The organism is Streptomyces sp. NPDC054887 (assembly GCF_053610585.1).
In genome coordinates this window covers 21033-42847 of the sequence record NZ_JBSGYQ010000053.1, presented here as the reverse complement: position 1 = coordinate 42847, position 21815 = coordinate 21033, and the positions used below count along the sequence as shown (strand labels likewise).

The window sequence follows — 21815 nt, the reverse complement described above, 5'->3', positions numbered from 1 at the left end:
CAATGAGCTGCGCTGACAGGGACCTGTGATGGAGTCGAAGCCGCGCTGTGCGTCGGGGCTTGTCAGCGCACCGTGAAGGTGGGTGATGTGCCGGTGAACGGGGTGATGGCGCCGGTGATGCTCCTGGAGTCGCCGTGGTAGACGATGCGGTGGCTGCCCGGGACGGCGCCTGGCGGGATGTCCCAGGTGACGGTGACCCGGGAGGCGGCGAGCCCGTCGCGTTTCCAGTGGAAGCGGGTCGCCCAGTCGCCGTCGTCGGCCACGGTGTACCAGGCCCCGCCGGGCTCCTGGCGCTGTACCTTGAGAAATGTGTGGCCCCGGTGCAGGTCGTTGCCCGGGTGGGCACCCGCGAAGACGACCTCGACCCGTTCACCGGCCCGGTAGGTCTCCCGCGCAGGAACCAGCACGTCCCCGAACTTGCGAAAAATGGGCGGGGCGTCGAGCACGACACCGGGCTGCAGGGCGAGCACTGTGGCGGACAGGTCCGGTGCCCCGGGGCCGGGGGACAGGTGGGTGCCGTCGCGCAGTGAGGTGGCCAGTGCGGCCGCGGTCTGCTGGAGTGCTGGGAGCTGCCAGCGGCCGAACAGTGTGCTCCCGCCCTCGTAGTGCTGGGCGTCGTACTCTTCGGGAGTGGTCACGTAGTGGAAGTACGCGTTGGCGTACCCGGCGACCAGCACGTCGTCGAGTGGTGCCCCCACGATGGCGGCGACCGTGCGGCGCAGCCGCAGGCCCGCGCAGATGGTGACCTCGCCCGGGATGCCGATGAGATACAGCCGACCGATCCTCACCAGCATCACGGGCACCCGCTCCTGCACCCAGGGGTAGACGCGGTTCATCTCCCCCAGGGGCACTACGACGTCCTTGGGCGCCTGCGCCTGTGCGAGCTCGGGCGAGACCGTGTACACGATCGAGTCGGAGATCGCGTCCCAGAAGGGGTTCTCGCCCTCCTGGAATCCGGGGAAGGCCGGACCGTCCTCCATGCTGCCGGCCGCCATGGACGCGCCGACGCAGGGCTTGGAGGTGCGGTGGGTGTGTCCGTCACCGGTGAACTCGGGGCGCACCGTGACGTCGGAGAGGTCGACGTACACCAGCCGGGAGTCCACCGGGCCGGACAGCCGGACGCCGGGCCGCTCCAACTGGGCTGCGGCGGCCTGGTACTGACGCAGTCCGCTGGCGCGGGCGCGCTCGAAGTCCTCCGGCGTGGTGGGTGGCTTCAGGTCGAGGTTGGGCGACATGTCACCGCTGTTGGTCTGGGCGAACGCCGACACGAACGCGGGGGAGCCGCCGGCCAGGTAGTCGACGTCGTGCACCTCGCGCTCCCAGTGGTAGGCCGCGTACCCCTTGTTGTCCGCGCTGATGAGCCGGCTGTCCCCGGACATGCTGGTGCTGTGCACCGGGAACCAGTTCACGGCGCCCACCGCCCGCCCGGCCCGCTCCACCCGCAGCAGGGTGGTGAGGGGGTCGACGGCGTCCGGGAAGTGGTCGCGTTCGGCCTTCGGGTTGCGCGCGAAGGCCGCCGGGGAACGGTTGACGCTCGCCCCGGTCAACGAGCTGTGGCTGAGCACCAATTCGGACGGTGCCAGATCGTCGTGGGCCCGCTGCGCGGCCTCGAACAGGCCGTCCGCCACCGCCTCGAAGGTCTTGCGGTGGAACCCGAACGTCGTCGTGTTGTACAGCAGGTGGTGCGAGTAGCCGCCCGGACCGGCGTGGGTGTGGGTGGCGGTGATCAGCACGTTCTGCTCGGTGTACAGGCCGCCGTACCGCTCGGCGAGCCGCCGCAGCACCGCCTGGTGCACGCTCGAGAAGATCATCGGCGAGTCGGCGACGATCAGCATCACCCGCCGCCCGCTCGCCCTGTCGGCCACGACGAACGCACGCGCCCGCAAACGGGTGTGCAGCCCGGCGGCCTGCTGGTCGAACCGGCCGTAGCCCATCATGCCGACCTCCGCCACCTCGCCGGTGGCGTCGGCGAGCCCCCGGCCGACGAGGTAGCCGGCCCCGTCCGCGGGCACGGCGGAGGCCCGGCCGGCCATCTGCGTGCCCACCAGCCCCAGGCCGGTGACGGCTCCCGCCCGCAGGACCGTGCGCCGGTTGTGAACGGGACGTTCCGCGGACATCTGCTGCTCCTCCGGCTCGGCCGGCCCGGCGGCACACGGGCTGAGCACGGTGCGGGAGTACCCGCCCCTCTCGCAGCCCTACCGGGGACCTGACGCTTCGTAAGGGGAATCCCGCGACCTGACGACCGCGCGAACATGAACGGTGTTCACGTTCCGCGTCGCCATTGGTACACCGTCCGTCACGGGTGCCGCAAGAGGTCCGACGACACAGCAGTGCCGCATGTCTGGGTAGTCGGGAGGTGAACGGCCGCTGTGCTCGATGAAACGTCCGCGTCTCGTAACACGGTTCCTGCGGTGTACAACCTTCACTCGAGGTGATGGGTCTCCTGTTGCGTCACACACATGTTCCGTTCAGGAGGCTCAGTGCCCCGCCGCACTCTCACCATCGCGATTGCCGTCACCGCGCTCGCGACTCCCCTCGCGTTCTTCGCCACCTCGCACACGGCGTCGGCCGCGCCGGTGCCGCCCCGTACGCCGGTGACCGACTTCGACCACGACGGACACGCCGACCTCGCGGTCGCGGCGCCCTTCGCCACGGTCGGCGGTGTGGAGAAGGCCGGTTACATCTCCATCGTGTACGGCACTGCCTCCGGGCCGGGGGCGGCGCGTCATCAGATGATCAGCCGGGCTACGCCCGGCGTGCCCGGCGACCTCCAGGGCAGCTTCGCCTTCGGTGCCCAGACGCTCCCCGGTGACCTCGACGGCGACTCCTACACCGACCTGCTCGTGGTTGGCGGCGGCAACGACGAGGGCCAACCGACGGTGCTCTGGGGCTCCAAGGACGGCCTGTCCGGCCAGAACACCGTTCTGCCGTACCACCCCTCCGAGTTCGCCCTCGGTGACTTCAACGGTGACGGCAAGCGCGACCTCGTCGTGAACTCCGACCCGAGCGACGACCCGAACTACTCCGGGATGACGATCCAGTACGGGCCCTTCACCCGGGACGGCAAGACGCGCACCCGCGACAGCATCACCACGGACGACAGCGGCAACTCGGGCCTGCGCTCCTTCATCACCGGTGACATGACGGGCGACGGCGTCGACGACATCGTCACCACGCACGGCTTTGAGGAGATGCAGCACGAGGCCCACTTCTGGAAGGGTTCGAGGACCGGCGTCAGCCACACCTCGAAGTACCTCGGCACGGCGTACAGCGGCACCGTCGGCGATGTCGACGGCGACGGCTACGGCGACCTGATCACCCGCGACAACGGCCACCTCACCGAGGACGTCGACCACCGGCCGGGCAGCATCACCATCCAGTACGGCACCTCCACCGGGCCGACCAACACGGGCAAGAAGGTCATCACCCAGGCCACCACGGGGGTTCCCGGGGCTAGCGAGACGAACGACGCCTTCGGCGCGTCCCTCAGCGCCGGTGACGTCAACGGCGACGGCAAGGCGGAGGTCGCGGTCGGCGTTCCCGGCGAGAGCCTCGACGCCGCCACCGGTACCGGCGCGGTGATCCTGCTCAAGGGCGCGTCCAAGGCCGCCGGCGGCATGACCGGCAAGGGCGCGATCGCCTACAACCAGTCCACCGCGGGTGTTCCCGGCGTCTCCGAGTCGGGCGACGACTTCGGCCGCCAGGTCAGCCTTGCCGACCGGAACAAAGACGGCAAGGCGGACCTGACCGCAACAGCCCCCGGCGAGGACGGTGCCTTCGCCGACTCGGGCGCCCTGTGGAACCTCTACGGCACCGCGAGCGGCCTGACCACGACGGGCGCCGGCACACTCAGCCCCGCGAAGCTCGGCGCTCCCGAGGCGGACGCCAAGTTCGGCCACACACTCGGCGGCTGACCCAGGACGACGAGTTCGGCTCCTCGATGAGCGCGGGCGACGTCAACGGCGACGGCTATGCGGAGGTCGCGGTCGGCATCGCCGGCGAGGACATCGAAGCGGTCGCGGACGCGGGGAGCGCGGTGCTGCTCAAGGGCTCCCGCACCGGTCTGACCGGCACGGGCGTGCAGGCCGTCTAGCAGTCCACGACCGGCGTGCCCGGCGCCTGCGAGACAGGGACACGTTCGGCAGCCAAGTCCTGCTGTCGGACACCAACAAGGACGGCAAGGCCGACCTGACGGCGACCGCGCCCCTGGAGGACGGCACCTACGCCGACTCCGGTGCCGCCTGGCACCTGCGGGGCGCGGCCGGTGGCTTGACGGTCACCGGCATCACATCGTTCGGCCCCAAGGCGCTCGGCGCGCTGGAGAGGGTCGTCATCTTCGGCTCGTGGCTGGCGCGCTGACCCGTCCCTGCACGGCACCCCCCGGGCAGTGGTGGCGCGTCGTAGGGCACCAGTTCGCCACGCTCCAAGTGCCCTCAGCAACTGGCCCGCCCGGCCCGTCGGCCGACCGGCCTGCACTCAGCCCACCAGCGGCAGCAGCTCGGGAAGCAGCCCGTCCCAGGCCCCTCGTTCGCACAGAGCGAGCCCACCGCTTCGACGATGTCTTCGGACCGTCAAGCGCGCTGGCCGCCGCATAGTGGTTGAGCCGTGTCCGGGGCGGCGCGCACTGAGCATCTGCGGCGCGGTCCTCGCCGGCCGTGGTCAGGCATGTGATCTGGGCAGGCGTCGGGCGTGCGGGCTCGGCCAGATGACCCATCCCGAAGAGTGTCAGTGATCACTGTGTCTCGCGGACAGCTTCGACTGCTTCCCGGACGTCCGCGTCCGGGTCGTTCGCGAGAGTGTTCAGCAGTTCGGCGACCCCGGGCGTGGACCAGCGGGCGACTGCCCATACGAGCTCTTCCCGCACGCTGGGGTCGGGATGTGAGGCAAGTCGGGCCAGCTGGGCCAGGGGGCCTCGTCGGCGCATTGCGAACCAGTGCAGCGTCTCCCGCAGCACGGCCGGGTCTCCGGGCTCGCCGGCTGCCGTGACCCGGTCGAGCAGCGCTCTGGCCGGTGGCGGTGGACCGTCCAGTGGGTGCGGCAACCGCTCGCGCAGGCGCCGCGCCCCGTACCCGCCGCGCACCCGGCATCCGTAGCAGGTGCAGGGGCGCACGCCGTGCGCGTCCGGCTGGTAGCGCCAGCCCACCACCTGTGGCGCGGTGCGGATCCGGTGCACTTCACGCGGGCGGATCGCCCGGGGCACGAACACCTCCCACCCCCGCGGATCGTCCAACACGGCGATCCGCCGCACCGCCTCGGCCGCTGGGACGGCGGCCTGGGCGTCCCGCATCCGGTCGGCGTAGCGCCCGACCAGCACGTGCTGGTCGTCGTCCAGTCGCACGTGGACGGCCACGAGCCCTCCCCGGCTGCCGAAACGGGCCAGCTCACGCAGCCACTGGTGGGTGAGGGTGTACGAGGGCAGTACCGGAAAGCAGTACACCCCGCGCGTACCGCCTTGTCCGCAGCTCGCGGCGCGGATCCCGGCCCGTCGGATGCGCGGCGCGTTCGCCGCCGAGGTTATGTGCACGAACATCGCCATAGCCGGATGCTAGGTGACCGGTTTCCACGGCCTCCGCGGCCCATGATGGAGAGCGATGCCGAACCCCTGGTTGGCCAGGGCCTGCGGACGGCGGCGGTGGCGGCGTCGAAGTCGGTGACGGCCAGGCGGACGGTGCGGTCGTAGGACACGGTGCGCTGCCCTTCGGTGCGGCGGAAAACCCGGTTCCCTTGATACCCCGCCGGGTACCCGGCGTAGGCAATGCCGCACTCGGGGATATCAAGGACACTCAGAGGCAAAGGAATACCCCCTGGGGTATCCCTGTTAGGGTTGGTGTTAAATACCCCCGGGGGTACATCGTTGTTTGTGGAGGAGCCGCAGCCGTGTTCTTCGTCGACACCCTTGAGTTCGAGGGTCTGGGCAACCGCAGCTACCTGGCCGGCGGGCCCGCTGCCGCGGTGGTCATCGATCCGCCGCGCGATATCGACCAGGTGATCGCCGCAGCCGCCCGGCGCGGGGTGCGCATCGCGTACGTGGCGGAGACCCACGTGCACAACGACTACGTCACCGGCGGCCTGGAGCTGGCCCGCGTCACCGGCGCCCGGTACCTGGTGCCGGCCGGGGCGCAAGTGTCCTTCGCCCGCACAGCGGTCGCCGACGGCGACATTGCGGGCGTGGACGCGGGTCTGGTGCTGCGGGCGATCGCGACCCCCGGGCACACCCCGCATCACACCTCCTACGTCCTGGAGGAGGACGGGCGCGGTGTGGTGGCGTTCACCGGTGGATCGCTGCTGATCGGCACGGTGGGCCGCCCCGACCTGGTGGAGCCGCGGCTTACCGAGCAGCTGGCCCGGGCCCAGCACGCCTCCGCCCACCGCCTGGCCGCCGAGCTGGACGACGAGGTGCCGGTGCTGCCCACCCACGGATTCGGCAGCTTCTGCTCTGCCACCCCGGCCGAGAGGGACGCGACCACGATCGGCAGGGAGCGCACCAGCAATGACGCGCTCACTCTGGATGTGGACACCTTCGTTGCCCGGATGCTTGCCGGGCTTGAGGACGTGCCCGCCTACTACGCGCACATGGGCCCGGCCAACGCCGCAGGCCCCGCACCAGTCGACCTCACCCCGCCGAGGCGTGCGGACGCAGGCGAGATCGCCTCCCGGCTGGCCGCCGGTGAGTGGGTGGTGGACCTGCGCAGCCGCATGGCCTTCGCCGAGGGGCATGTGGTCGGATCGTTCAACTTCGAGGCCGAGGGCAAGCTCGCCACCTACCTGGCCTGGCTGATCCCGTGGGGCAAGCCGGTCACCCTGCTCGCCGACACCCCCGCGCAGATCGCCGACGCGCAGCGGGAGCTGGCGCGGGTGGGCATCGACCGCCCGGCGGCCGCGGCTACAGGCGACCCGGCCGGCTGGGTCCATGAGGGCGAGCAGCTCGCTTCTTTCCCGCGTGCCCGTTTCACCGACCTTGCCCAGGTGCGCGAGCGCGGCGACGAGGTGGTCGTCCTGGATGTGCGCCGGGACTCGGAGCGCGTAGGCGGCTACATCGACGGCTCGGTCCACATCCCGATCCACGAGCTGCACGGCCGTATCAGCGAGGTGCCGGACGGGACGGTGTGGGTGCACTGCGCGGGCGGGATGCGCGCGGCGATCGCCGCCTCCCTGCTCGATGCCGCCGGACGGGACGTGGTCGCCGTCGACGACGGCTTCGACGCCGCGACGGATGCCGGGCTGCCCCTGGCCTTCGGCTGAGTTCGGCCGTTCCCCTCGCAAGGAAGGAAGCGTGTGATGTTCCTCTTTCGCCGAAGCGGGCCCCGTGTCACGGTCGACGAGGCACGCAGCCGTACCAGCGGCGACCGGCCTGACGCCGTTCTGCTTGACGTCCGCGAGGAGCCCGAATGGGACTCGGGCCATGCCCCGGGCGCCGTCCACGTACCGCTGACAAGACTGGTCGCCGGCGCCACCCCGCCCGCCGAGGCGCAGGGCCGTCCGCTGGTGGTGATCTGCCGCAGTGGACAGCGCTCGCAGCAGGCCGCGAAGCTCCTCACCGAACGCGGAGCGCACGCGGTAGACGTCGAGGGCGGCATGAACGCGTGGGCCGCCGCCGGACACCCGGTCGTCGACGAACGCGGGAACAGCGGCCAGATAGCGTGACCGTACTCGTTCTCGCCCTCATCGCCGGGGCCGTCATCGGTTTCGCCCTCGGAGCCCTCGGCGGCGGTGGCAGTGTCCTTGCCGTGCCGGCACTGATATACCTGCTCGGCTTCACTCCGGCCGCCGCCACCACCGCCAGCCTGATCATCGTCACCGCCACCTCCGCCACCGCCCTGTACGCCCACACCCGCGACGGGAACGTGGCATGGAAGACAGGGGCGCTGTTCGCCGCGGCGGGCATCGTCCCCGCCTTCCTCGCCGGCGCTGTCGCCGGGCGCCTGCCCGCAGCGGTGCTGACGGCTGCGTTCGCGGGCATCGCCGCACTGGCGGCCCTGCGTATGCTGCGACCGTCCGCGTCCGGGCCGCCGGACCGGATCCGTCCCGGCACGGCGGCCGGTGCCGGTGCCGGACTCGGCGTCGTGACGGGCTTTCTGGGGGTCGGCGGGGGATTCCTCGCCGTGCCCGCCCTGGTGAGCGTCCTGGGACTGGCCATGCGGCGGGCAGTGGGCACCAGCCTGCTCGTCATCACGGTGAACTCACTGGCCGCGCTCGCCGCTCGCACGGGCACCACTGGCGGGCTCCACTGGGAGATCATCGGCCCCTTCACCGGAGCCGCGATCCTCGGCGCCTGGGACGGCAAGCGCCTCGCGACGAAGATCTCCGGCACCACCCTTCAGAAGGTCTTCGCCGGAGTCCTGCTGGCGGTGGCGGCCTTCATGCTCGTTGACGTGATCGTCTGAACACAAGCGCCGCCAACGGCTCAGACCAGGGACCCGGAGGGCTTCTCCAGCCGGCCGCGCATCTCAAGACCGCCCTCAGCCCAGCTCCCGCCAGATCAAGCCCAGCACACTCCGACACGCAAGGATGACATCTGCCATGACCACAACCACGGCTCTCGCCACCGACGAGGCGCGCACGCGCCTGCACGAACTGACCATCATCGACGTACGCACCCCGGGCGAATACGCCGGCGGCCATCTCCCCGGCGCGCTCAACATCCCCCTCGACCAGATCCGGCGCGCGCTGCCCGACATCCGTCACGCCACCGACCGCGGCGACGTCCTGGTCGTCTGCGCCTCGGGCGCCCGCTCCGAGAACGCCTGCAAGACCCTCGCGGAGAACGGCATCACCGCCGCCACCCTGTCGGGAGGCACCGGCGCCTGGGCGGCCGACGGCCACGAGCTCCACCGCCCCCAGGGCGCCTCCCGTGCCACCTGGGGAATGGAGCGGCAGGTGAGGCTGACCGCAGGAGTGATCGTGCTGCTCGGCCTGCTGCTCGGGCTCGTCGTCCACCCCGCCTTCCAGCTCCTCTCCGCCGGCATCGCGGGCGGTCTGGTCTTCTCCGCCCTGACCAATACCTGCGGCATGGCCGCCATGCTCGCCAAGCTCCCCCACAACCGTCCCCGCGCCGCCGACCTCGACAGCACGCTGGCCGCACTGCACAACCGCTGAACCACATCACAAAGGGGAGGGACCCGTCTCCGGCTCCCTCTCCTTTCATATGCCAGGCCATGTGGCCAACCGCTCCGAACCGGGCGGGCGATCGGGCACCGCGGCACCACAGCTCAGGCCAGAGAAAGGAACAGCTTCTCCAGCCGAGTACGCATCTGCTCCCGGTCACCGGAAGCGGCCATGTCCGCATCGGTCAGGCAGTGCTGCAGACCCGTGGCGATGATCGCGAAACCGGCCTTGTCCAGAGCCCTGGACGCCGCGGCGAGCTGGGTGACGACGTCCTCGCAGTCCCGCCCCTCCTCAATCATCTTGATCACACCGGCGATCTGACCCTGCGCCCGGCGCAGCCGGTTGACCACCGTTTTCAGTTCCTCAGCCGCCATCGCCAGTTCCACAACCCACACTCCTTCGCGATACCCCCTTGGGTATCGTACCGAAGGGGTAACCCGAACCCGGCAAAGGAAAGTCCCTGCGGCTCCGACCACCACTGCCCTCACTGCCGATCAGGCCCGCGTCTTCTACAGCAACCTCGGATACCACTCCGGCGAACAGCTGATCATGGATCTCCCGGGGCGGCCCTCCTCGGCCAGGTCTCCGACGGCCTGTGGACGGCCGTCAAACCTTTGACCGACCAGGTGCAGGTCGTGCATGTCCCCGGCGCCCCGCCCCGATCGTCTCCGGCATCCTTCCCGACTGCCGCGTCTCCCCGCACATGCGCTTCACCCAAGGGCGCCTCATGCTCTGAACCGCACCGTCCGGCCCCAGCCCCGGTCCCGGCCCCGCCCCCACGCCACGGGCGGGGCGCTGCGCGTGCCGGCGCCTGTCAGCGCCGCGCCTGACCCGACGCCCCCGCCTGCCGCCGGCCCCCCAGCACCCGCACCACGTAGCCCCGCCTCAATCGACAACGTTCCGCAGCCCCGGGGGCCCTCCACGCCGAACGCCCTACCCGCCCCAGGCCCCTGGGGCGTACCGCGGTGCCCCCAACCCGCCTGCCGGCGGCCGGAGCCCCTGTGCTTGGTCGCGGCCGGTCCCAACCCACCGCCCTCAACCCGCCGACGCGATAGGGGAGCCCGCCGCCCGCACCCCCGCCACCGGGCACCACCTGTCGGCGTACGCATGCACGCGCACAGTCGCGTACGGACGAACGGGCCCTGGCGCTGGATTTGTGACGGGCTGCCCGGGCCATTCCAAATGATGGGGGGCCGGGTGGCTGCGGTGCCGATGACGGGTTGCGACCGGTAAAGTGGTGATCTTCGGTTGGGGGAAACCCTCCGGAGCCCCCCTTCACGGCGGACCGATCATGATGAACCTTCACGACACTCCCGCACGGCTGCGCCTCGACCGTGCTCTGGACTGCCTGGACGTCACCTTCCGCGCAGCGACCGCCCGCAGCGACGAGACCCAGTGCGAATGCCACTGGGGCAGCCCCCAAGAACTCGCACAGCTGAAGATCCCCGACGTGGTGCTCGATCCGGACCTGCTGCGTCGCACCTGGGCGGCGCCCGACTGGAACGACCACGGCGCTGTGCTGCGCCGTATCCTGCCCCAGTTCGCCAGGGCACTGGTCAGTGGCCAGGTGGAGCCCTTGTTCGGCATGGACGAGGTCGGGCACGCGTTCGCTCGCGGCCACTGGCAACACTGGCCGGCGCACCAGAGCGCGGCGGTGTGGGAGTTCCTGCGTGCCTGGTGGGCCCATACCCTCGCCGAACCGAACCCCGCCGTCCCCGCCTACGAAGTCCTCGCGTTGTGTGTCGAGGCCTCTGCCACGCTCGGTCCGTGGCTCACCACCTGGGAGGCGCACAAGGACCGCGTCGCCGACCAGCACCTTGCCCAGGCGGCAGCTCGCTGGGAATACGACCTCCTGGGAGACCAACTGCCCTGGGACACGCGGGAAGACGAGACCGCCCTGCGCACCGAGCTCGAAGCCTGGTTGGTCCATCACGCCCCTGCACGACTTCGAGCCCAGGGTGCTCCCGAGGAACTGCTGCACCGCATACGGCTCATAGGGCTCACCGGCCCCGCCCGCTGGCAGGACCCGCACTGGCCCGACCACGCCTACTGAGCCGGCTTCACCACGCCGCCACCCGGCTATCCGAAGGGGTACCCCATCGGGCCGCGAGAGGACGGCGGCGGGCGGGTCACATGTTGCCGAAGAACCGCGTCCACCAGGTGGGCCGCGCTGCGAAGTGCTTGAGTGCGCTGGGGCCCTCGTAGTCGCTTTCCAACAGTTCCTCGGGGACGCTCACGTAGCCGAGCTCGGCCAGAGCCCGCTTCACGGTGGCGAGGTCGGCCAGGTCCAGTGCCCCTAACAATCCGTTCCTCACCTGGGGCCAGAACACCCCGGTACTTCGGGGCCGAAGAGGCCGTCCTAGACAACCGGCTCAAGCCCATCCAGCGGGGCACCGAAGACGCCTGGAGCGCGTGGTGTTGCTGTAAAAGGCATGGTTGGCATCACCAGGCAACTACCGTAAGCGCATGGAACAACGCATCACTTTGATCACGCTAGGGGTCTCGGATCTCGCCCGCGCCAAAAGCTTCTATCAAGCCCTGGGCTGGCAGGGACAAGAAGTCGAAGAGACCGTCTTCTTCCAGGCCGGCGGCCTGGGACTCGTCCTGTGGGATCGCGGCAGACTCGCCCAGGACTGCGGCCTGGAGCCCGGCACGGCGGCCGGTTTCGGCGGCATCGCCCTGGCACACAACGTCCGCTCCCAGGCTGAGGTCGATGCCCTGCTCGCGGCAGTGCAGGAGGCCGGCGGGACCATCACGAAACCCGCGGCTATCAACGCCATCGGGTATTACTCCAGTGCCTTCACCGATCCCGACGGCCACGCCTGGGAGATCGCGCACAATCCCTCGATCCCCCTCGCGGAGGACGGCTCCATCACCCTTCCCGACTTCGGCAACCGATAGGGCCGCACGCTCATCGGTACCCGGCCCCGGACTCCACCCGATACGCCAACACCTCACGCCCAGGGCGGCGTTACCCCGCCGCCCAGCAACATTCGGCGCCGGCCGCACACCAGCCCCCTCCCGCCCCCGCGCACCCCTTCTACCGCGCGGGGGCCCCGTACCCCCGGCGCAGACCCTGCGTCGCTTCCGCCGGGCACAGATCCCGGGCCGCCCTCGCGACCCGCCCCCTGTCCCGGGCCTGCATCCGGGCAGCCCGCGGCGACGGCCCTTGCCGGTCCAACCCGCCGCCCGCACCGCCCCGGCCGACGGGTTGCCACCACCCGGGGGCGGCCAAAGCCCAGCTTCCCAGCGGCATTCAGCACCGCCCACCCGCCACTTCCTGCCTGCGCCCCGGACACTCCTGCACTGCTTTACTGCACGCCCCGCCGCCCGGAGCATTCGCCGTGCAGGTTCTCGCCGCCGCCCTGGCCCACCTCGACTCCCCGCCGCCGGCGGGGCCGCTGTCCGACCACCCGGCCCTGCGCGACCGGCTGGGGGCGCAGCCCCGCCCAGCTACGGCGCCCTCGACGCACAGCCGGCCCGCGGCGCGTTGGCCGTGGTCCTCCGCGAGAGCCCGCCCGAGGCATGGATGGAGGAGATCACCCCGCCCGGGGAAGACGACGAGGACGAACAGCCACCTGGACATGGCTGATCACCGCCATCACCGACTACCGGCGCCGCCAGCACGCGGGGCCCGACATCCTCGGACCACGCCCCCAAGGCCTTGACGCCGAGGGATGGGACCACCTCACCGACGCCATCGACCTGTACACCCACGCCCGCATCCAAGCCCGCCCTTCCGCCGCCCGGGCCCTCCCGCCTCCGGCCTCGCCCACCTCACCCCCGCACACCCCAACCCCACCACCGGCCTTCGACCCGCTGATAAGCGGCCGGGGCTTTGACGGACCAGGTGCCCGGCTGGCCGGTCATTGTGGGTAGAGCACCGCGAGCCGGGGCAGAAGGGCGGCCACTTGGGCGTGGTTGCCGAAGTCGAAGTCCCAGGCGGGATCGAGAGCGGGATAGTCGATCGTGAAGGCACCGTCGGGCAGATCCGTACCGGTTGCCTTCTGGTAGGCGTCCCAGGCGATGCTCAGGGATTGCTCGCCCTCCAGCTCCATTCCTTCGGTTGCTGCCGCGTTAACAGCGGGCAGCTCCGCGAGGCGGTCGGCGTCCGCGACGGCCTGTTCGAAGGCTGTGCGGCCCTGCGCGATCAGCCACCCGCGAAAGTAGTCGAAGCCGTCGTCGGAGCATCCGCCGTTGATGAGGTAGGCCGCAGCCCACAGCGGGGCTTGATAAGAGGCGGCCATGAGATCCCACAGAATCTGCTGGGCGTCGAGGATCTCCCGGGGCTCACAGGTCGCCAGCAGCGCGGTGGCTTGATTTGCCACGTCGTCGGCATCGCAGGAATCGACGGCCTGGACACGAGCTTGTTCGATGAGGTCCCAAAACTGTTCGGTATGCATGACGGCACAGCATGGCACCCGGGTCGGACAACGAGAGGGACCCGAAGTCGCCTGTACCCGGACCTCTGTGACAGCCGAGCACCGGCTTGGCTGTCGACGACCGCGGCAATCCGTTCCGCTCGCACATCCACTGTCCCAAAGCAAGGACGTCCGCGGCGTCACACACGGGCAGGCCCCCGGCTTCGAAAAGGACGGCAAGGCTCAGCGTCCCCCAGCAGGCCCACGTAGGCGATGGGGGGAATCCGGGGCACCGTCAACCTTCCCGTCAACGCGGCAGCCGCCCCGAACGCGAGATTCGGGGCGGCTGGATTGCGGGGGCTGACAGCTACGAACGTGAACGGAGTTCCGCTGGGGCGCGGCCGCCGTGTCTTTGTGCACCCAGTACGGAGCTCGGAGAAGGACAACTGCAACTGGGGCTCTGAGCCGAGATCAGTCCGCCAGCGGCTGAGCGGTAGACGGGGCCTGGTCCGGCTGCTGCTCGTCGTGGTGTACTTCGACGCCGCCCTCAGCGGATCACCACAAAGAGATGAACGGTGACATCGTTGGATGCCATTCGAGGGCTATCAAGGGCAGCACACACAAGCGCACGACGGTCAGCGCCCAGCCGAGCCGTCGTAGCCATATGTGGTCGCGCGAGAGTAGGACCAGACTGAGCACGACGGAAGCCGTCACCCCTATGCTGAGCCAGGGCATGTAGGGAACGTTCGCCAGGAAGACGTAGGCATCGTCGCGCCAGGTCCACAGGCTCCTGGCGATGAGCAGGGCCCAGATCGCCTCCACGGTGACGAACCAGAATCCACGGGTGGAGAGTTGGAACGTTTTGCGCAGTGTCGCCGCTGATGGCATCAGTACCACTCCGGCTTGATTCGGTAGATCCGGAACTTCATCTTTGGTTCGGCTGCTCTCTGTGGGGAGAAACTTCAGTACTTGTAGTTCTTCGTGTACGGGTCGACATAGATCTTTCCGTGGCGGGCTGTCGTTCCGGCAGCTGCTGACCACTGGTCCCTGCCGACGTAAGGATGGATGGTCGCCGATGTAGGCGCCACCCCGGGTGCCCGGCGTCCAGGCGTGGGGCTTCGGGAAGTGGGTGCGACGTTGGCAGACCGGCACCATCTGGCGATACTGGCCGCTGCGTCGTACACGGTCTCAGATCGCTGACCTTTCGAAGCCTCGGTGCCCCCGAAGTGGAGGCTCTGGCACGACTTCCGTGATTCCGCCGGTCAGTACCCCATCGCGTCACGTGTGGCAGCCTGCATGGCCCGGTCGCCTCGAGCACCGCGCGATCGTCAGGCCCTTCGTCAGCCCGGCCGTGCGGCCCCATGGCTGCATGGTGTGCAAGCTCGGCCACCGGCCTTCGGGCAGGAGACGCCCTGTCAACGAAGAAGCTCCTCGGTCACATGCCCTGGGGCCCGACCGGTGTCGCCTGGTGGTAGTACAACTGCCAGGTGGCTCCCGCACTGTGCTTGCGCCAGAGCGAACTGCGTCGTGCCCGGTCCCCGCCGATCGTGGTCTCGTAGGTGACGTGCACCAGCCCCGGCGCCAGCAGGACGCCAACCATCGCCGAGGGTTCATAACGCGGGCCGTCCTTGGCCGCACCGTCCATCACGGGCAGCTCGGCGAGCAATTTCTCCAGAGTCCACCGCCGGCCCGAGACGCCGACCTCTACGAAGTGCGGGTCGAGAAGCTGCCGGGCCAGCGACGGCGACATACGCACTCCGGGGTCCATCAGGCGCAGCTCACCGGCGATCGCTTCGCTTACGTCGTTGGTCTCTCCGCTCATGCACCAATTCTCATCCAGGCGGTCAGGGACATCGCAACCCGGCTGCGTACACGAGAACCTCCCAAGACAGGGGCGCAGCGTGGTCAAGCGCCCCCGGCCCTTGACGAGAGTGAACCAGGGACCCTGGTAGGCGACTTCGCCCGAGAACATCGGCCAGCGCACAAGGTTGATCGCGCCACCGCCGGGCGCACTGGCGAACAACTGCGGCTGCATGCGGGTTGCCCGTATGATCGGGGGCGGGATGGGGCTCGTAGCGCAGTGGTTGTCGCGCCTTCACCGCATGTGGGAGGACGCCGGTTCGAATCCGGCCAGCCTCATCCCACTCCAACCCATGCCGGCAGACCACGTTTCCGTGAAAGTGCCCGGCAGGCTGGCGAACAACTCCGGCAGCCGGTCGACAGGTTGGGTACCGACTGCGGGGCGTGGCCCACCGGATCACCCACCCCCGGCTCCGGCTCGAGCCGGCGGTACAGAGCAACGGCGGGGGTCACGGGGCCACCGCCAGCCGGGCGGCGCCAACGTCGGCGACGAACGCGTCGAGCGCCGCCCGCGTGACATGCCCGACGGTGACGATGCGCGCCAGCGACCCCGTGCACTCCAGGTGCCACTTGTCCACCACCCACCCCGGGGGCCGGTCGAACGTCACGGTCAGCGAGCCGGGGAAGAGACCCGGGTGCGTACCGGCCTCCTCCAGCCGCATGTGCGGGTAGAGGGCCGCGTCCTGGCAACGCCGGATGAGCGCCGCCATGCCGGTGCGCCCCAATGCCCGCAGGCGCGCCCATAGCAGCACAGTGGCCAGCCCGCTGGGGGAGCAGGCCACCGTGCGGTCGCTGGCGGCCACGTACTCGCCCCCGTCCTGTGCGGGCAGCAGATCGCGGCGCACCAGGTAGATGCCCGCCGGCACGGGCAGACCGAGGACCCTGTGGCCGCAGATGTTCACCGAGTCCGCGCCTTGTGCGAACGACCAGTTCGGCACCGGATCGCTGTGCGCGGCGACCAGGCCCCCGCCCGCCGCGTCGACGTGCACGTACACCGCCCCGGCCACCGAGGCGGCCTTGCGCAGGGCGACGATGTCATTGGCCGCGCCGCGCAGGGTCGTGCCGCACGTGGCCACCACGATCGCACCCGGGCCCTTCCCCAACATGGGGCGGAAACGGCGCCGGAACAACGACTGGATCCTCAACCCCTCGGTGTCCATCGTGCCCTCGGGCAGCGACCCCACCGTCACCAGCTCCATCCCCAGCAAATCGCAGGCCCGCTTGACGCTGTAGTGCGCCTGATCCGAGGCGTACACGCAGGCAGACGGCAAAGCCCGGCGGGTCGTGGCCAGGGAATGCAGGATTGCCTCGCTCGACGACGCCACGTATCCGCACACCTCATCCACCCCCGCACCGGCGGCAGCGGCTAAGCACTCCACCACCGCCCGCTCATACGCCTGGGCCCCCACGTTGAAGGCATCCGGGGAGTCAGGGTCGCCCACGTTGTTGCAGAAGACGCCCAGCAGCGGAGCCAGGTCTTCCAACCGGAAGTCGAGATTGCCGGGAAACCCGAGGACCCGTTGCCCCTCCTCACGCAGCGTCTGGACGAGCTACAGCAAACGGTCGGTGTCGGCCGCCGCATCGGACGGCTGCGCCCCGATGGCCAGGGCCGCCCGGACGGGAACGGGTCGGATATCGCGCACATCTCATCGGCTCTACGGGCATCGGCACGGCGGGTGTCTCAGCCCATCTACGGCCACCCGAGACAGCGGTGGCCGCGCAGCCGGTGCGCGCACCGCCGGGCGGGAGGAAGCAGCACACAATTACCTTCCCCTCCCGCACCGTGGACCGCTCAAACCCCTGCTCCTGGTGACCTTGACCTGGCCGACGGCAGCTGCTGACTCTCGCTTCCGTGCCCTGGCGTCGTCTCATGAAGCGGCGTTGTGACCGCGTGTCCGCCCTGTTGAGCGGGTTTCGTCGCAGCAGCGCTCGGCGCCCTCGCCGTTCTCGGCACCCACAACCTGCTCTTCGCGGCCATGTGCGCGGTACTGGCCGGTGCGGGGTGCCCGCCTCTGGAGCGCGGCCTGCGCTCTTTGTGGCCGACTCTGCTGCCGGACGCCGCACACGTCCGCACCGCCTACACGCTGGACTCCTCCACCCAGGAGATCGTCTACGTCACCGGCCCCGCTCTCGCCATCGCCACGGCGGCCTATCTCTCCCCGAACGCGGCCCTCGCCCTGGCCGCGGCCGCCACTCTCGCCGGAACCCTTGCCTTCTCGACCACGCGTCCTCCCCGCTCGTGGCGGGGCGCACCGCGCCGCCGGGACCGGCTCGGCGCGCTGCGCCCGCCCGCCGTGCGCCCCCTATTGGCGGCCCTGGTCTTCTTCGGCGCCACGATCGGCGCCCTCGACGTCGCCGGCATCGCGGCCGCCGACCACCATCACGCCGCCTGGCTGGCCGGCGCCCTGCCCGCCGTTTTCTCCGCCGCCGGACTCGCCGGCGGCATCCTCTCCGCCCGCTACCAGCCCACCACCGCGCCCACTCCCCGTCACCTCGTCCTGCTGGCCGCCGGATACGCCGCCTGCTGGCTCCCCCTCCTCACCCCCGCTCCGCCGCTGGTGATCCTCGCCCTGGCCGTCCTGCCCGGCGCCCTGCACGACCAAGACGCTGCCCTGATCCAAAGCTCCGTCGGGAACACCACGACGACCGACGGCCGTTACACGGCCGAATTCACCGAGATGAGCTGGACATGAGCCCGCGCAATGGCCGTCGTCCTCCACGCGGGATACCTGCCCAGCACCGGTGGCTGCACGAGCTGATCCTGGCCACCCTAGATTGCCTCGCCGCCACAGCCGCCGCGGCAACACACGGCTTCGAGCACCTCGCCGCCTACCACCTTGCCCCCACCCAGCTGCGAACGGCGCGCACGGAAACGGTGCGGCTGCTGGACGACCACTGGCCTGCCCTGCTCGCCGTGGCCGACATCCTTCACACTCACGGCACCATCACAGCCACCGAAGCAGCCACAGCCCACACCCAAGCCAGCACCCCCGCTCCCACGATCGGACCCGTGGACCTCGCCCGGCTGGACGCCATCACCCGCGCGAGCGCTCCCGGGCAGGGCACAACGAGGCCTCGCTCACCACACCAGCACCCCCGCCTTCCACCCCCCGAACGACGCCTACGACGCCCTCGGCCCACACGCCAACAGACATCCCGCACGCGGCCCCGGCCCTACGCCCCGCACCCAGACCCGGTGAGCACCACCGTGTTTCGTGGGCTCAGGCTGTGCGACGCGGCGGCCAGGGGTAGCCGAGTTGCCGCGCGAACTCGGCTGAGCCGCCGCAGACCTCGAACGCCTGGCGCGGGTCGGCTGCGAGGAGTTGCTCGGCGAACAGCTCGGCTTGGGTCGCCGCCTCGTCACCGCAGAGCGCGAGGATTCGTCGAAACTGCAGCCAGGGGCGGTCCTGGCCTATCGCCGAGCGGCCTGGATGGAAGAGGAAGACGTTGACCTGGTCGGGCTCCCAGGGCCATGCGGACACGGCGCCCAGTTCGCACTCCCACCGGGCGAGCCGGTCAGCGCGCTCTCCAAGGTGCTGCTCCAGCAGCCGTGCAACGGTGCGCGCCGGCCATTCCCAGCTGCGGTCAGCAGTGGCCCGCTCGACTTCTCTTGTGTACTCGTGAGCCTCGAAGCGGAACCCTGGCAGGTCGACGTCGTCCTCGGCAGGACTGCGCCACCCGTCCCACAGCACATGATCGCCGTCGCGTCGCACGGTCACATACAGAGCGCCGCAGCACCCTTCGGTGCATGATGCCTCGGCCAGCCGCACCTCGTGCGGCTCCGACGTAGCCAGGAGAGGCCCGCCCGGCAGCAGGACGTCCTCGGGCTCCTGGCCCCGACCTCCTGTGAACGCGTCGGCCAGGATGTCCCTGCCGTCAACCAACGCCCGCACCTCCACGCTCCCGCCCCTGCGCGCCGGGGAAGGAACAACAACGCGAAGGGCAAGGCCATGCTCGCCATCAGTCATTGGAGGATTGTCGAACGCGCCGCCGGCGCACGTCGCCCCAATTCTCACTAGCGGGTTCGCTGGCACAGGCCCCGTGGTGCCGCAGGCCCACGCCACGGACGATGTGGCCAAGCTCCCGACCACAGCAACGCCGCCTCTGCGCACCGACAAAGACCGCAACGAACCACGAACAGTTCCTGCAGCCCGCGTCTGGCCATGCGCGGCGACCCGACGGGTCCCGCGCCGGCCACGGCCAGCTGGAGGCGGCACAGGCTCGGTGCAGGGCCGCCTCTGCGGGAACCTGTAGGCAGCCCTTAGGCGCCTGCCGCGACCTTCTCCTTTGCCTTCTCGGCGGCCGGCTCGGGAGCCGTGGAGGCGTCGGTGTCCGCGGGTGCGGGCGCGGTGTACATCACCGAGTTCTGCTTGTTCTCCTTGTCCACGGTGCCCTTCTTGACGCTCTCCAGGCTGTTGCGCACGACCTGCACGGACGTTGACCGGCCGTACTTCTCCGAGAGCTCGGTGTGGACCTCGCGGGCCAGGTGAGGGTGCCCGGGCTGGGTCAGCAGGATGCGCAGAACCACCTCGTGCAACGGCGACTCAACGTTCTTCGCAGGCGTCTTGGCGACTGCCGTGTCCGCTTTCTTCGCGGGCGCCTTGGTAACGGTGGCCTTCTTCTTCGGAGCGGCCGCCCCCTTGGCCGACGCCTTGCTGCGCGCCGTCCGCTTCCTTGCACCGGCAGGAGCAGCGGTCGCCTTCCCTTCCTGCCGCGGCTGCGGCACAACCTGCGGTGCGCCGGCCTCGGCCGGATCGTCGGTCTCCTCGGCCACTGGTGCGTTCTGCGACTGCGCCACCAGCCACTTCTCATCGCTCTGCAGCTGCTTCAGACGCCCCCGCAGCTCGGCTTGCTCCTCACGGTTCGCCTTGAGATCGGCGGCATACTGCTCCGCATACCTGCTCTGGATCGGGGTGCTCTCCGGCTTCTCGGCCAGAGCAACTCACTTTCCTCGTACGTGGTTGGTTGTTGCCGCCGGATGTTACCCACCCCCGGGTGGCCGTAGTGGACTTCCCGCACCATCTGCACCCCCACGGGGACATGGCAGCCAGGCCACCAACCCCGGTGGTGCACCGCTCCACACCCAACACCGGGGGAGTGGTGCTCCCGGTCGCAGCATAGGCTCGTGACTGAGACGAGCTGATGGGGGAGGGGACAAGATGACGAGTTCGAGTGCCCAGTGGAGTGCGGGCGCAGCCTGCCGCACCTCCGACCGGGAAGACCTGTTCGCAGACGCCGCGCGCCAGAACCGGGCCAAGACGGTGTGCACCCGATGCCCGGTCCGCATCGCCTGCCTGGCCGAAGCCCTCGACAACCGAATCGAGTTCGGCGTCTGGGGCGGCATGACCGAACGCGAGCGCAGAGCACTGCTGCGCCGCCGACCCCACGTGACATCGTGGCGCCAGGTACTGCAATCGGCGCAGTGCGCCCACGAGCAGTCCCGAGCCAGCAAAACCGGCCCGGGCCACGGACGCGGACCCTCCGGCAGCGATTACGGCGGTGTCGGCGGTCACTTCGGCAGCGGATACAGCGGCGGCGGGTTCAGCGGTGGTTTCGGCGGCGGCTATTAGACCCGTTACCGCCACTGGGGGCGGCCACCCCAGCCGACCAGACAGGGCACCGTGAGCTGGATTGGGCTCCCCTCATGCCCACAGTGGGAAGCGTGAACGCAGAGGGCACGGGCGGGCCAGCGCGTGAACCAGCCGTGCCAGGCGAGGAAGTCGCCCCTATGGGGCGCCTGGGAGATGCCCCAGGGGCCGCACGGGCGCCTCCACAGGGCCTTGCAGAGCGTACCGGCAGCGACCGGAAGAGTGCAGCCGCACCGAACTCCACCACCGCGGCACCCCGTCGGCCATACGCTGAACTCTCCGGGCGGCTGGCGGGCCGTCGCATCTCCGGGGAGCCCATGGCACCGCGTACGCACACCGACGCCGCCGACCGCACGCCGGACCACCCGCCGAAGACCCCACCCCCACCGAAGCAGCCCATCAGCTCGCCGCGCCCCGAGCACCAGGCCCCGCCCGGCGCCCCGCTGGCCACAACGGCACGGCGCGGGGTGGCTATGCGCAACCGGCGCGGGGTGAACTGGGCGATGGAAGCCGCCCCCTGGACGGTCGCAACAGCTCGGCGCCGGGTCCTGGACCAGCTCGAGCGGTGGGGCCACCGTCCGGACAGGGGAGACGTCGCCACCGTCATCGCCAAGCTGGTGGGCGGGGGCCTCGAGGACGGCAGCCGCCGTATCAGTGTCCATCTCTCCGACCAGGACGGGCAGGCTTGCATCGTCGCCCTGTCCCACCAACCTGCCCTGGCGGCCGGACAGCAGTGCGCGGGCGACGACGTGCTCACCGCGTTGAGCGCCATCCCCGTTGTGTCCAGCTGCGGCACCGACACCGCGCCCGACGGCCGCCGCCTCTGGGCCGTCATCGACCTCTGACGCGGCAGGTTCTTCAGCCCGCTAGCAAGGGGCGTCGTGGCCGTGTCCGCCGCTCT

At 70.3% G+C, this 21815-nt stretch carries 21 protein-coding genes, 1 tRNA gene and 1 pseudogene; 13 read left to right on the top strand and 10 right to left on the bottom strand.

What is annotated here, in order from left to right; translation table 11 throughout:
* Positions 1 to 62 precede the first annotated feature (62 nt).
* Positions 63 to 2117 carry a neutral/alkaline ceramidase gene (locus tag ACWGH0_RS26015; RefSeq protein ID WP_453406655.1) on the bottom strand — a complete coding sequence of 685 codons (2055 nt, stop codon included), beginning with the start codon at positions 2115 to 2117 and terminating at the stop codon, positions 63 to 65.
* A gap of 363 nt (positions 2118 to 2480) precedes the next feature.
* Between ACWGH0_RS26015 and ACWGH0_RS26010 the strand changes: the two genes are divergently transcribed.
* From ACWGH0_RS26010 to ACWGH0_RS26000, 3 genes are read left to right on the top strand one after another with little or no spacing between them, the layout of a single operon-like run.
* Positions 2481 to 3914: an FG-GAP-like repeat-containing protein gene (locus ACWGH0_RS26010; protein WP_453406654.1), complete on the top strand. Its 1434-nt coding sequence runs from the start codon at positions 2481 to 2483 to the stop codon at positions 3912 to 3914.
* A 26-nt stretch (positions 3915 to 3940) separates the two neighbouring features.
* Positions 3941 to 4093 (top strand): hypothetical protein, encoded by a 153-nt coding sequence (locus ACWGH0_RS26005; RefSeq protein ID WP_453406653.1) that lies wholly within the window; start codon positions 3941 to 3943, stop codon positions 4091 to 4093.
* Positions 4094 to 4119: 26 nt separating this feature from the next.
* Positions 4120 to 4359, top strand: coding sequence for an FG-GAP repeat protein (locus ACWGH0_RS26000; RefSeq protein ID WP_453406666.1), 240 nt, complete (start codon positions 4120 to 4122; stop codon positions 4357 to 4359).
* A gap of 373 nt (positions 4360 to 4732) precedes the next feature.
* Here ACWGH0_RS26000 and ACWGH0_RS25995 read toward each other — a convergent pair whose 3' ends face one another.
* Positions 4733 to 5536, bottom strand: coding sequence for a HEAT repeat domain-containing protein (locus ACWGH0_RS25995; RefSeq protein WP_453406652.1), 804 nt, complete (start codon positions 5534 to 5536; stop codon positions 4733 to 4735).
* Between the two features lie 341 nt (positions 5537 to 5877).
* Here ACWGH0_RS25995 and ACWGH0_RS25990 point away from each other — a divergent pair, with 341 nt between their 5' ends.
* The 4 genes from ACWGH0_RS25990 to ACWGH0_RS25975 all read left to right on the top strand — a co-directional run bounded on the left by ACWGH0_RS25990 (position 5878) and on the right by ACWGH0_RS25975 (position 9096).
* The gene (locus tag ACWGH0_RS25990) at positions 5878 to 7242 is read left to right on the top strand and encodes an MBL fold metallo-hydrolase (protein ID WP_453406651.1); all 1365 of its coding nucleotides are present in this window, start codon (positions 5878 to 5880) and stop codon (positions 7240 to 7242) included.
* Positions 7243 to 7278: 36 nt separating this feature from the next.
* On the top strand, positions 7279 to 7644 hold the full coding sequence (locus ACWGH0_RS25985) for a rhodanese-like domain-containing protein (RefSeq protein WP_453406650.1): 366 nt from the start codon (positions 7279 to 7281) through the stop codon (positions 7642 to 7644).
* Entirely contained in the window at positions 7641 to 8384 is a 744-nt protein-coding gene (locus ACWGH0_RS25980; RefSeq protein WP_453406649.1) for a sulfite exporter TauE/SafE family protein, read from the top strand. Before ACWGH0_RS25985 ends, ACWGH0_RS25980 begins: the two co-directional genes overlap by 4 nt.
* A gap of 136 nt (positions 8385 to 8520) precedes the next feature.
* Positions 8521 to 9096 carry a rhodanese-like domain-containing protein gene (locus ACWGH0_RS25975; protein WP_453406648.1) on the top strand — a complete coding sequence of 192 codons (576 nt, stop codon included), beginning with the start codon at positions 8521 to 8523 and terminating at the stop codon, positions 9094 to 9096.
* Positions 9097 to 9209: 113 nt separating this feature from the next.
* Here ACWGH0_RS25975 and ACWGH0_RS25970 read toward each other — a convergent pair whose 3' ends face one another.
* Positions 9210 to 9491, bottom strand: coding sequence for a metal-sensitive transcriptional regulator (locus tag ACWGH0_RS25970; RefSeq protein ID WP_010358257.1), 282 nt, complete (start codon positions 9489 to 9491; stop codon positions 9210 to 9212).
* A gap of 908 nt (positions 9492 to 10399) precedes the next feature.
* On the opposite strand from ACWGH0_RS25970, the gene ACWGH0_RS25965 reads away from it, so the two are divergent.
* The gene (locus tag ACWGH0_RS25965) at positions 10400 to 11158 is read left to right on the top strand and encodes a hypothetical protein (protein WP_453406665.1); all 759 of its coding nucleotides are present in this window, start codon (positions 10400 to 10402) and stop codon (positions 11156 to 11158) included.
* 76 nt (positions 11159 to 11234) lie between these two features.
* Here ACWGH0_RS25965 and ACWGH0_RS25960 read toward each other — a convergent pair whose 3' ends face one another.
* Positions 11235 to 11408, bottom strand: a complete 174-nt coding sequence (locus tag ACWGH0_RS25960; RefSeq protein WP_453406647.1) for a hypothetical protein — start codon at positions 11406 to 11408, stop codon at positions 11235 to 11237.
* Positions 11409 to 11571: 163 nt separating this feature from the next.
* On the opposite strand from ACWGH0_RS25960, the gene ACWGH0_RS25955 reads away from it, so the two are divergent.
* Entirely contained in the window at positions 11572 to 12006 is a 435-nt protein-coding gene (locus ACWGH0_RS25955) for a VOC family protein (protein ID WP_453406646.1), read from the top strand.
* Between the two features lie 965 nt (positions 12007 to 12971).
* Here ACWGH0_RS25955 and ACWGH0_RS25950 read toward each other — a convergent pair.
* The 3 genes from ACWGH0_RS25950 to ACWGH0_RS25940 all read right to left on the bottom strand — a co-directional run bounded on the left by ACWGH0_RS25950 (position 12972) and on the right by ACWGH0_RS25940 (position 15288).
* Positions 12972 to 13508: a DUF4240 domain-containing protein gene (locus ACWGH0_RS25950; RefSeq protein WP_453406645.1), complete on the bottom strand. Its 537-nt coding sequence runs from the start codon at positions 13506 to 13508 to the stop codon at positions 12972 to 12974.
* Positions 13509 to 14021: 513 nt separating this feature from the next.
* Positions 14022 to 14354, bottom strand: coding sequence for a hypothetical protein (locus ACWGH0_RS25945; protein ID WP_453406644.1), 333 nt, complete (start codon positions 14352 to 14354; stop codon positions 14022 to 14024).
* Between the two features lie 547 nt (positions 14355 to 14901).
* Positions 14902 to 15288, bottom strand: coding sequence for a nuclear transport factor 2 family protein (locus ACWGH0_RS25940; protein WP_453406643.1), 387 nt, complete (start codon positions 15286 to 15288; stop codon positions 14902 to 14904).
* A gap of 243 nt (positions 15289 to 15531) precedes the next feature.
* On the opposite strand from ACWGH0_RS25940, the gene ACWGH0_RS25935 reads away from it, so the two are divergent.
* Positions 15532 to 15605 (top strand) — tRNA-Ala (locus ACWGH0_RS25935).
* A 170-nt stretch (positions 15606 to 15775) separates the two neighbouring features.
* Here ACWGH0_RS25935 and ACWGH0_RS25930 read toward each other — a convergent pair.
* Complete coding sequence (locus tag ACWGH0_RS25930; RefSeq protein ID WP_453406642.1) at positions 15776 to 16582, bottom strand: pyridoxal-dependent decarboxylase; 807 nt, start codon at positions 16580 to 16582, stop codon at positions 15776 to 15778.
* Positions 16583 to 17248: 666 nt separating this feature from the next.
* On the opposite strand from ACWGH0_RS25930, the pseudogene ACWGH0_RS25925 reads away from it, so the two are divergent.
* A pseudogene (locus ACWGH0_RS25925) lies at positions 17249 to 18019 on the top strand (MFS transporter); the annotation flags it as partial.
* Between the two features lie 528 nt (positions 18020 to 18547).
* On the opposite strand, the gene ACWGH0_RS25920 reads toward ACWGH0_RS25925, so the two are convergent.
* A complete protein-coding gene (locus ACWGH0_RS25920; RefSeq protein ID WP_453406641.1) occupies positions 18548 to 19294 on the bottom strand; it encodes a hypothetical protein in 747 nt (248 codons plus the stop codon).
* Between the two features lie 293 nt (positions 19295 to 19587).
* Positions 19588 to 20100, bottom strand: a complete 513-nt coding sequence (locus ACWGH0_RS25915; protein ID WP_453406640.1) for a hypothetical protein — start codon at positions 20098 to 20100, stop codon at positions 19588 to 19590.
* A 385-nt stretch (positions 20101 to 20485) separates the two neighbouring features.
* On the opposite strand from ACWGH0_RS25915, the gene ACWGH0_RS25910 reads away from it, so the two are divergent.
* Together ACWGH0_RS25910 and ACWGH0_RS25905 are read left to right on the top strand one after the other, a co-directional pair.
* The gene (locus tag ACWGH0_RS25910) at positions 20486 to 20896 is read left to right on the top strand and encodes a WhiB family transcriptional regulator (protein ID WP_453406639.1); all 411 of its coding nucleotides are present in this window, start codon (positions 20486 to 20488) and stop codon (positions 20894 to 20896) included.
* Positions 20897 to 21231: 335 nt separating this feature from the next.
* Positions 21232 to 21759, top strand: a complete 528-nt coding sequence (locus ACWGH0_RS25905) for a hypothetical protein (RefSeq protein WP_453406638.1) — start codon at positions 21232 to 21234, stop codon at positions 21757 to 21759.
* Positions 21760 to 21815: the final 56 nt, after the last annotated feature.

Coding starts and splice junctions, on each gene's coding strand:
- ACWGH0_RS26015 (WP_453406655.1), bottom strand. CDS start 2,117: ATGTCCGCGGAACGTCCCGTTCACAACCGGCGCACGGTCCTGCGGGCG.
- ACWGH0_RS26005 (WP_453406653.1), top strand. CDS start 3,941: ATGAGCGCGGGCGACGTCAACGGCGACGGCTATGCGGAGGTCGCGGTC.
- ACWGH0_RS25995 (WP_453406652.1), bottom strand. CDS start 5,536: ATGGCGATGTTCGTGCACATAACCTCGGCGGCGAACGCGCCGCGCATC.
- ACWGH0_RS25985 (WP_453406650.1), top strand. CDS start 7,279: ATGTTCCTCTTTCGCCGAAGCGGGCCCCGTGTCACGGTCGACGAGGCA.
- ACWGH0_RS25975 (WP_453406648.1), top strand. CDS start 8,521: ATGACCACAACCACGGCTCTCGCCACCGACGAGGCGCGCACGCGCCTG.
- ACWGH0_RS25965 (WP_453406665.1), top strand. CDS start 10,400: ATGAACCTTCACGACACTCCCGCACGGCTGCGCCTCGACCGTGCTCTG.
- ACWGH0_RS25955 (WP_453406646.1), top strand. CDS start 11,572: ATGGAACAACGCATCACTTTGATCACGCTAGGGGTCTCGGATCTCGCC.
- ACWGH0_RS25950 (WP_453406645.1), bottom strand. CDS start 13,508: ATGCATACCGAACAGTTTTGGGACCTCATCGAACAAGCTCGTGTCCAG.
- ACWGH0_RS25945 (WP_453406644.1), bottom strand. CDS start 14,354: ATGCCATCAGCGGCGACACTGCGCAAAACGTTCCAACTCTCCACCCGT.
- ACWGH0_RS25940 (WP_453406643.1), bottom strand. CDS start 15,288: ATGAGCGGAGAGACCAACGACGTAAGCGAAGCGATCGCCGGTGAGCTG.
- ACWGH0_RS25920 (WP_453406641.1), bottom strand. CDS start 19,294: ATGACTGATGGCGAGCATGGCCTTGCCCTTCGCGTTGTTGTTCCTTCC.
- ACWGH0_RS25910 (WP_453406639.1), top strand. CDS start 20,486: ATGACGAGTTCGAGTGCCCAGTGGAGTGCGGGCGCAGCCTGCCGCACC.
- ACWGH0_RS25905 (WP_453406638.1), top strand. CDS start 21,232: ATGGCACCGCGTACGCACACCGACGCCGCCGACCGCACGCCGGACCAC.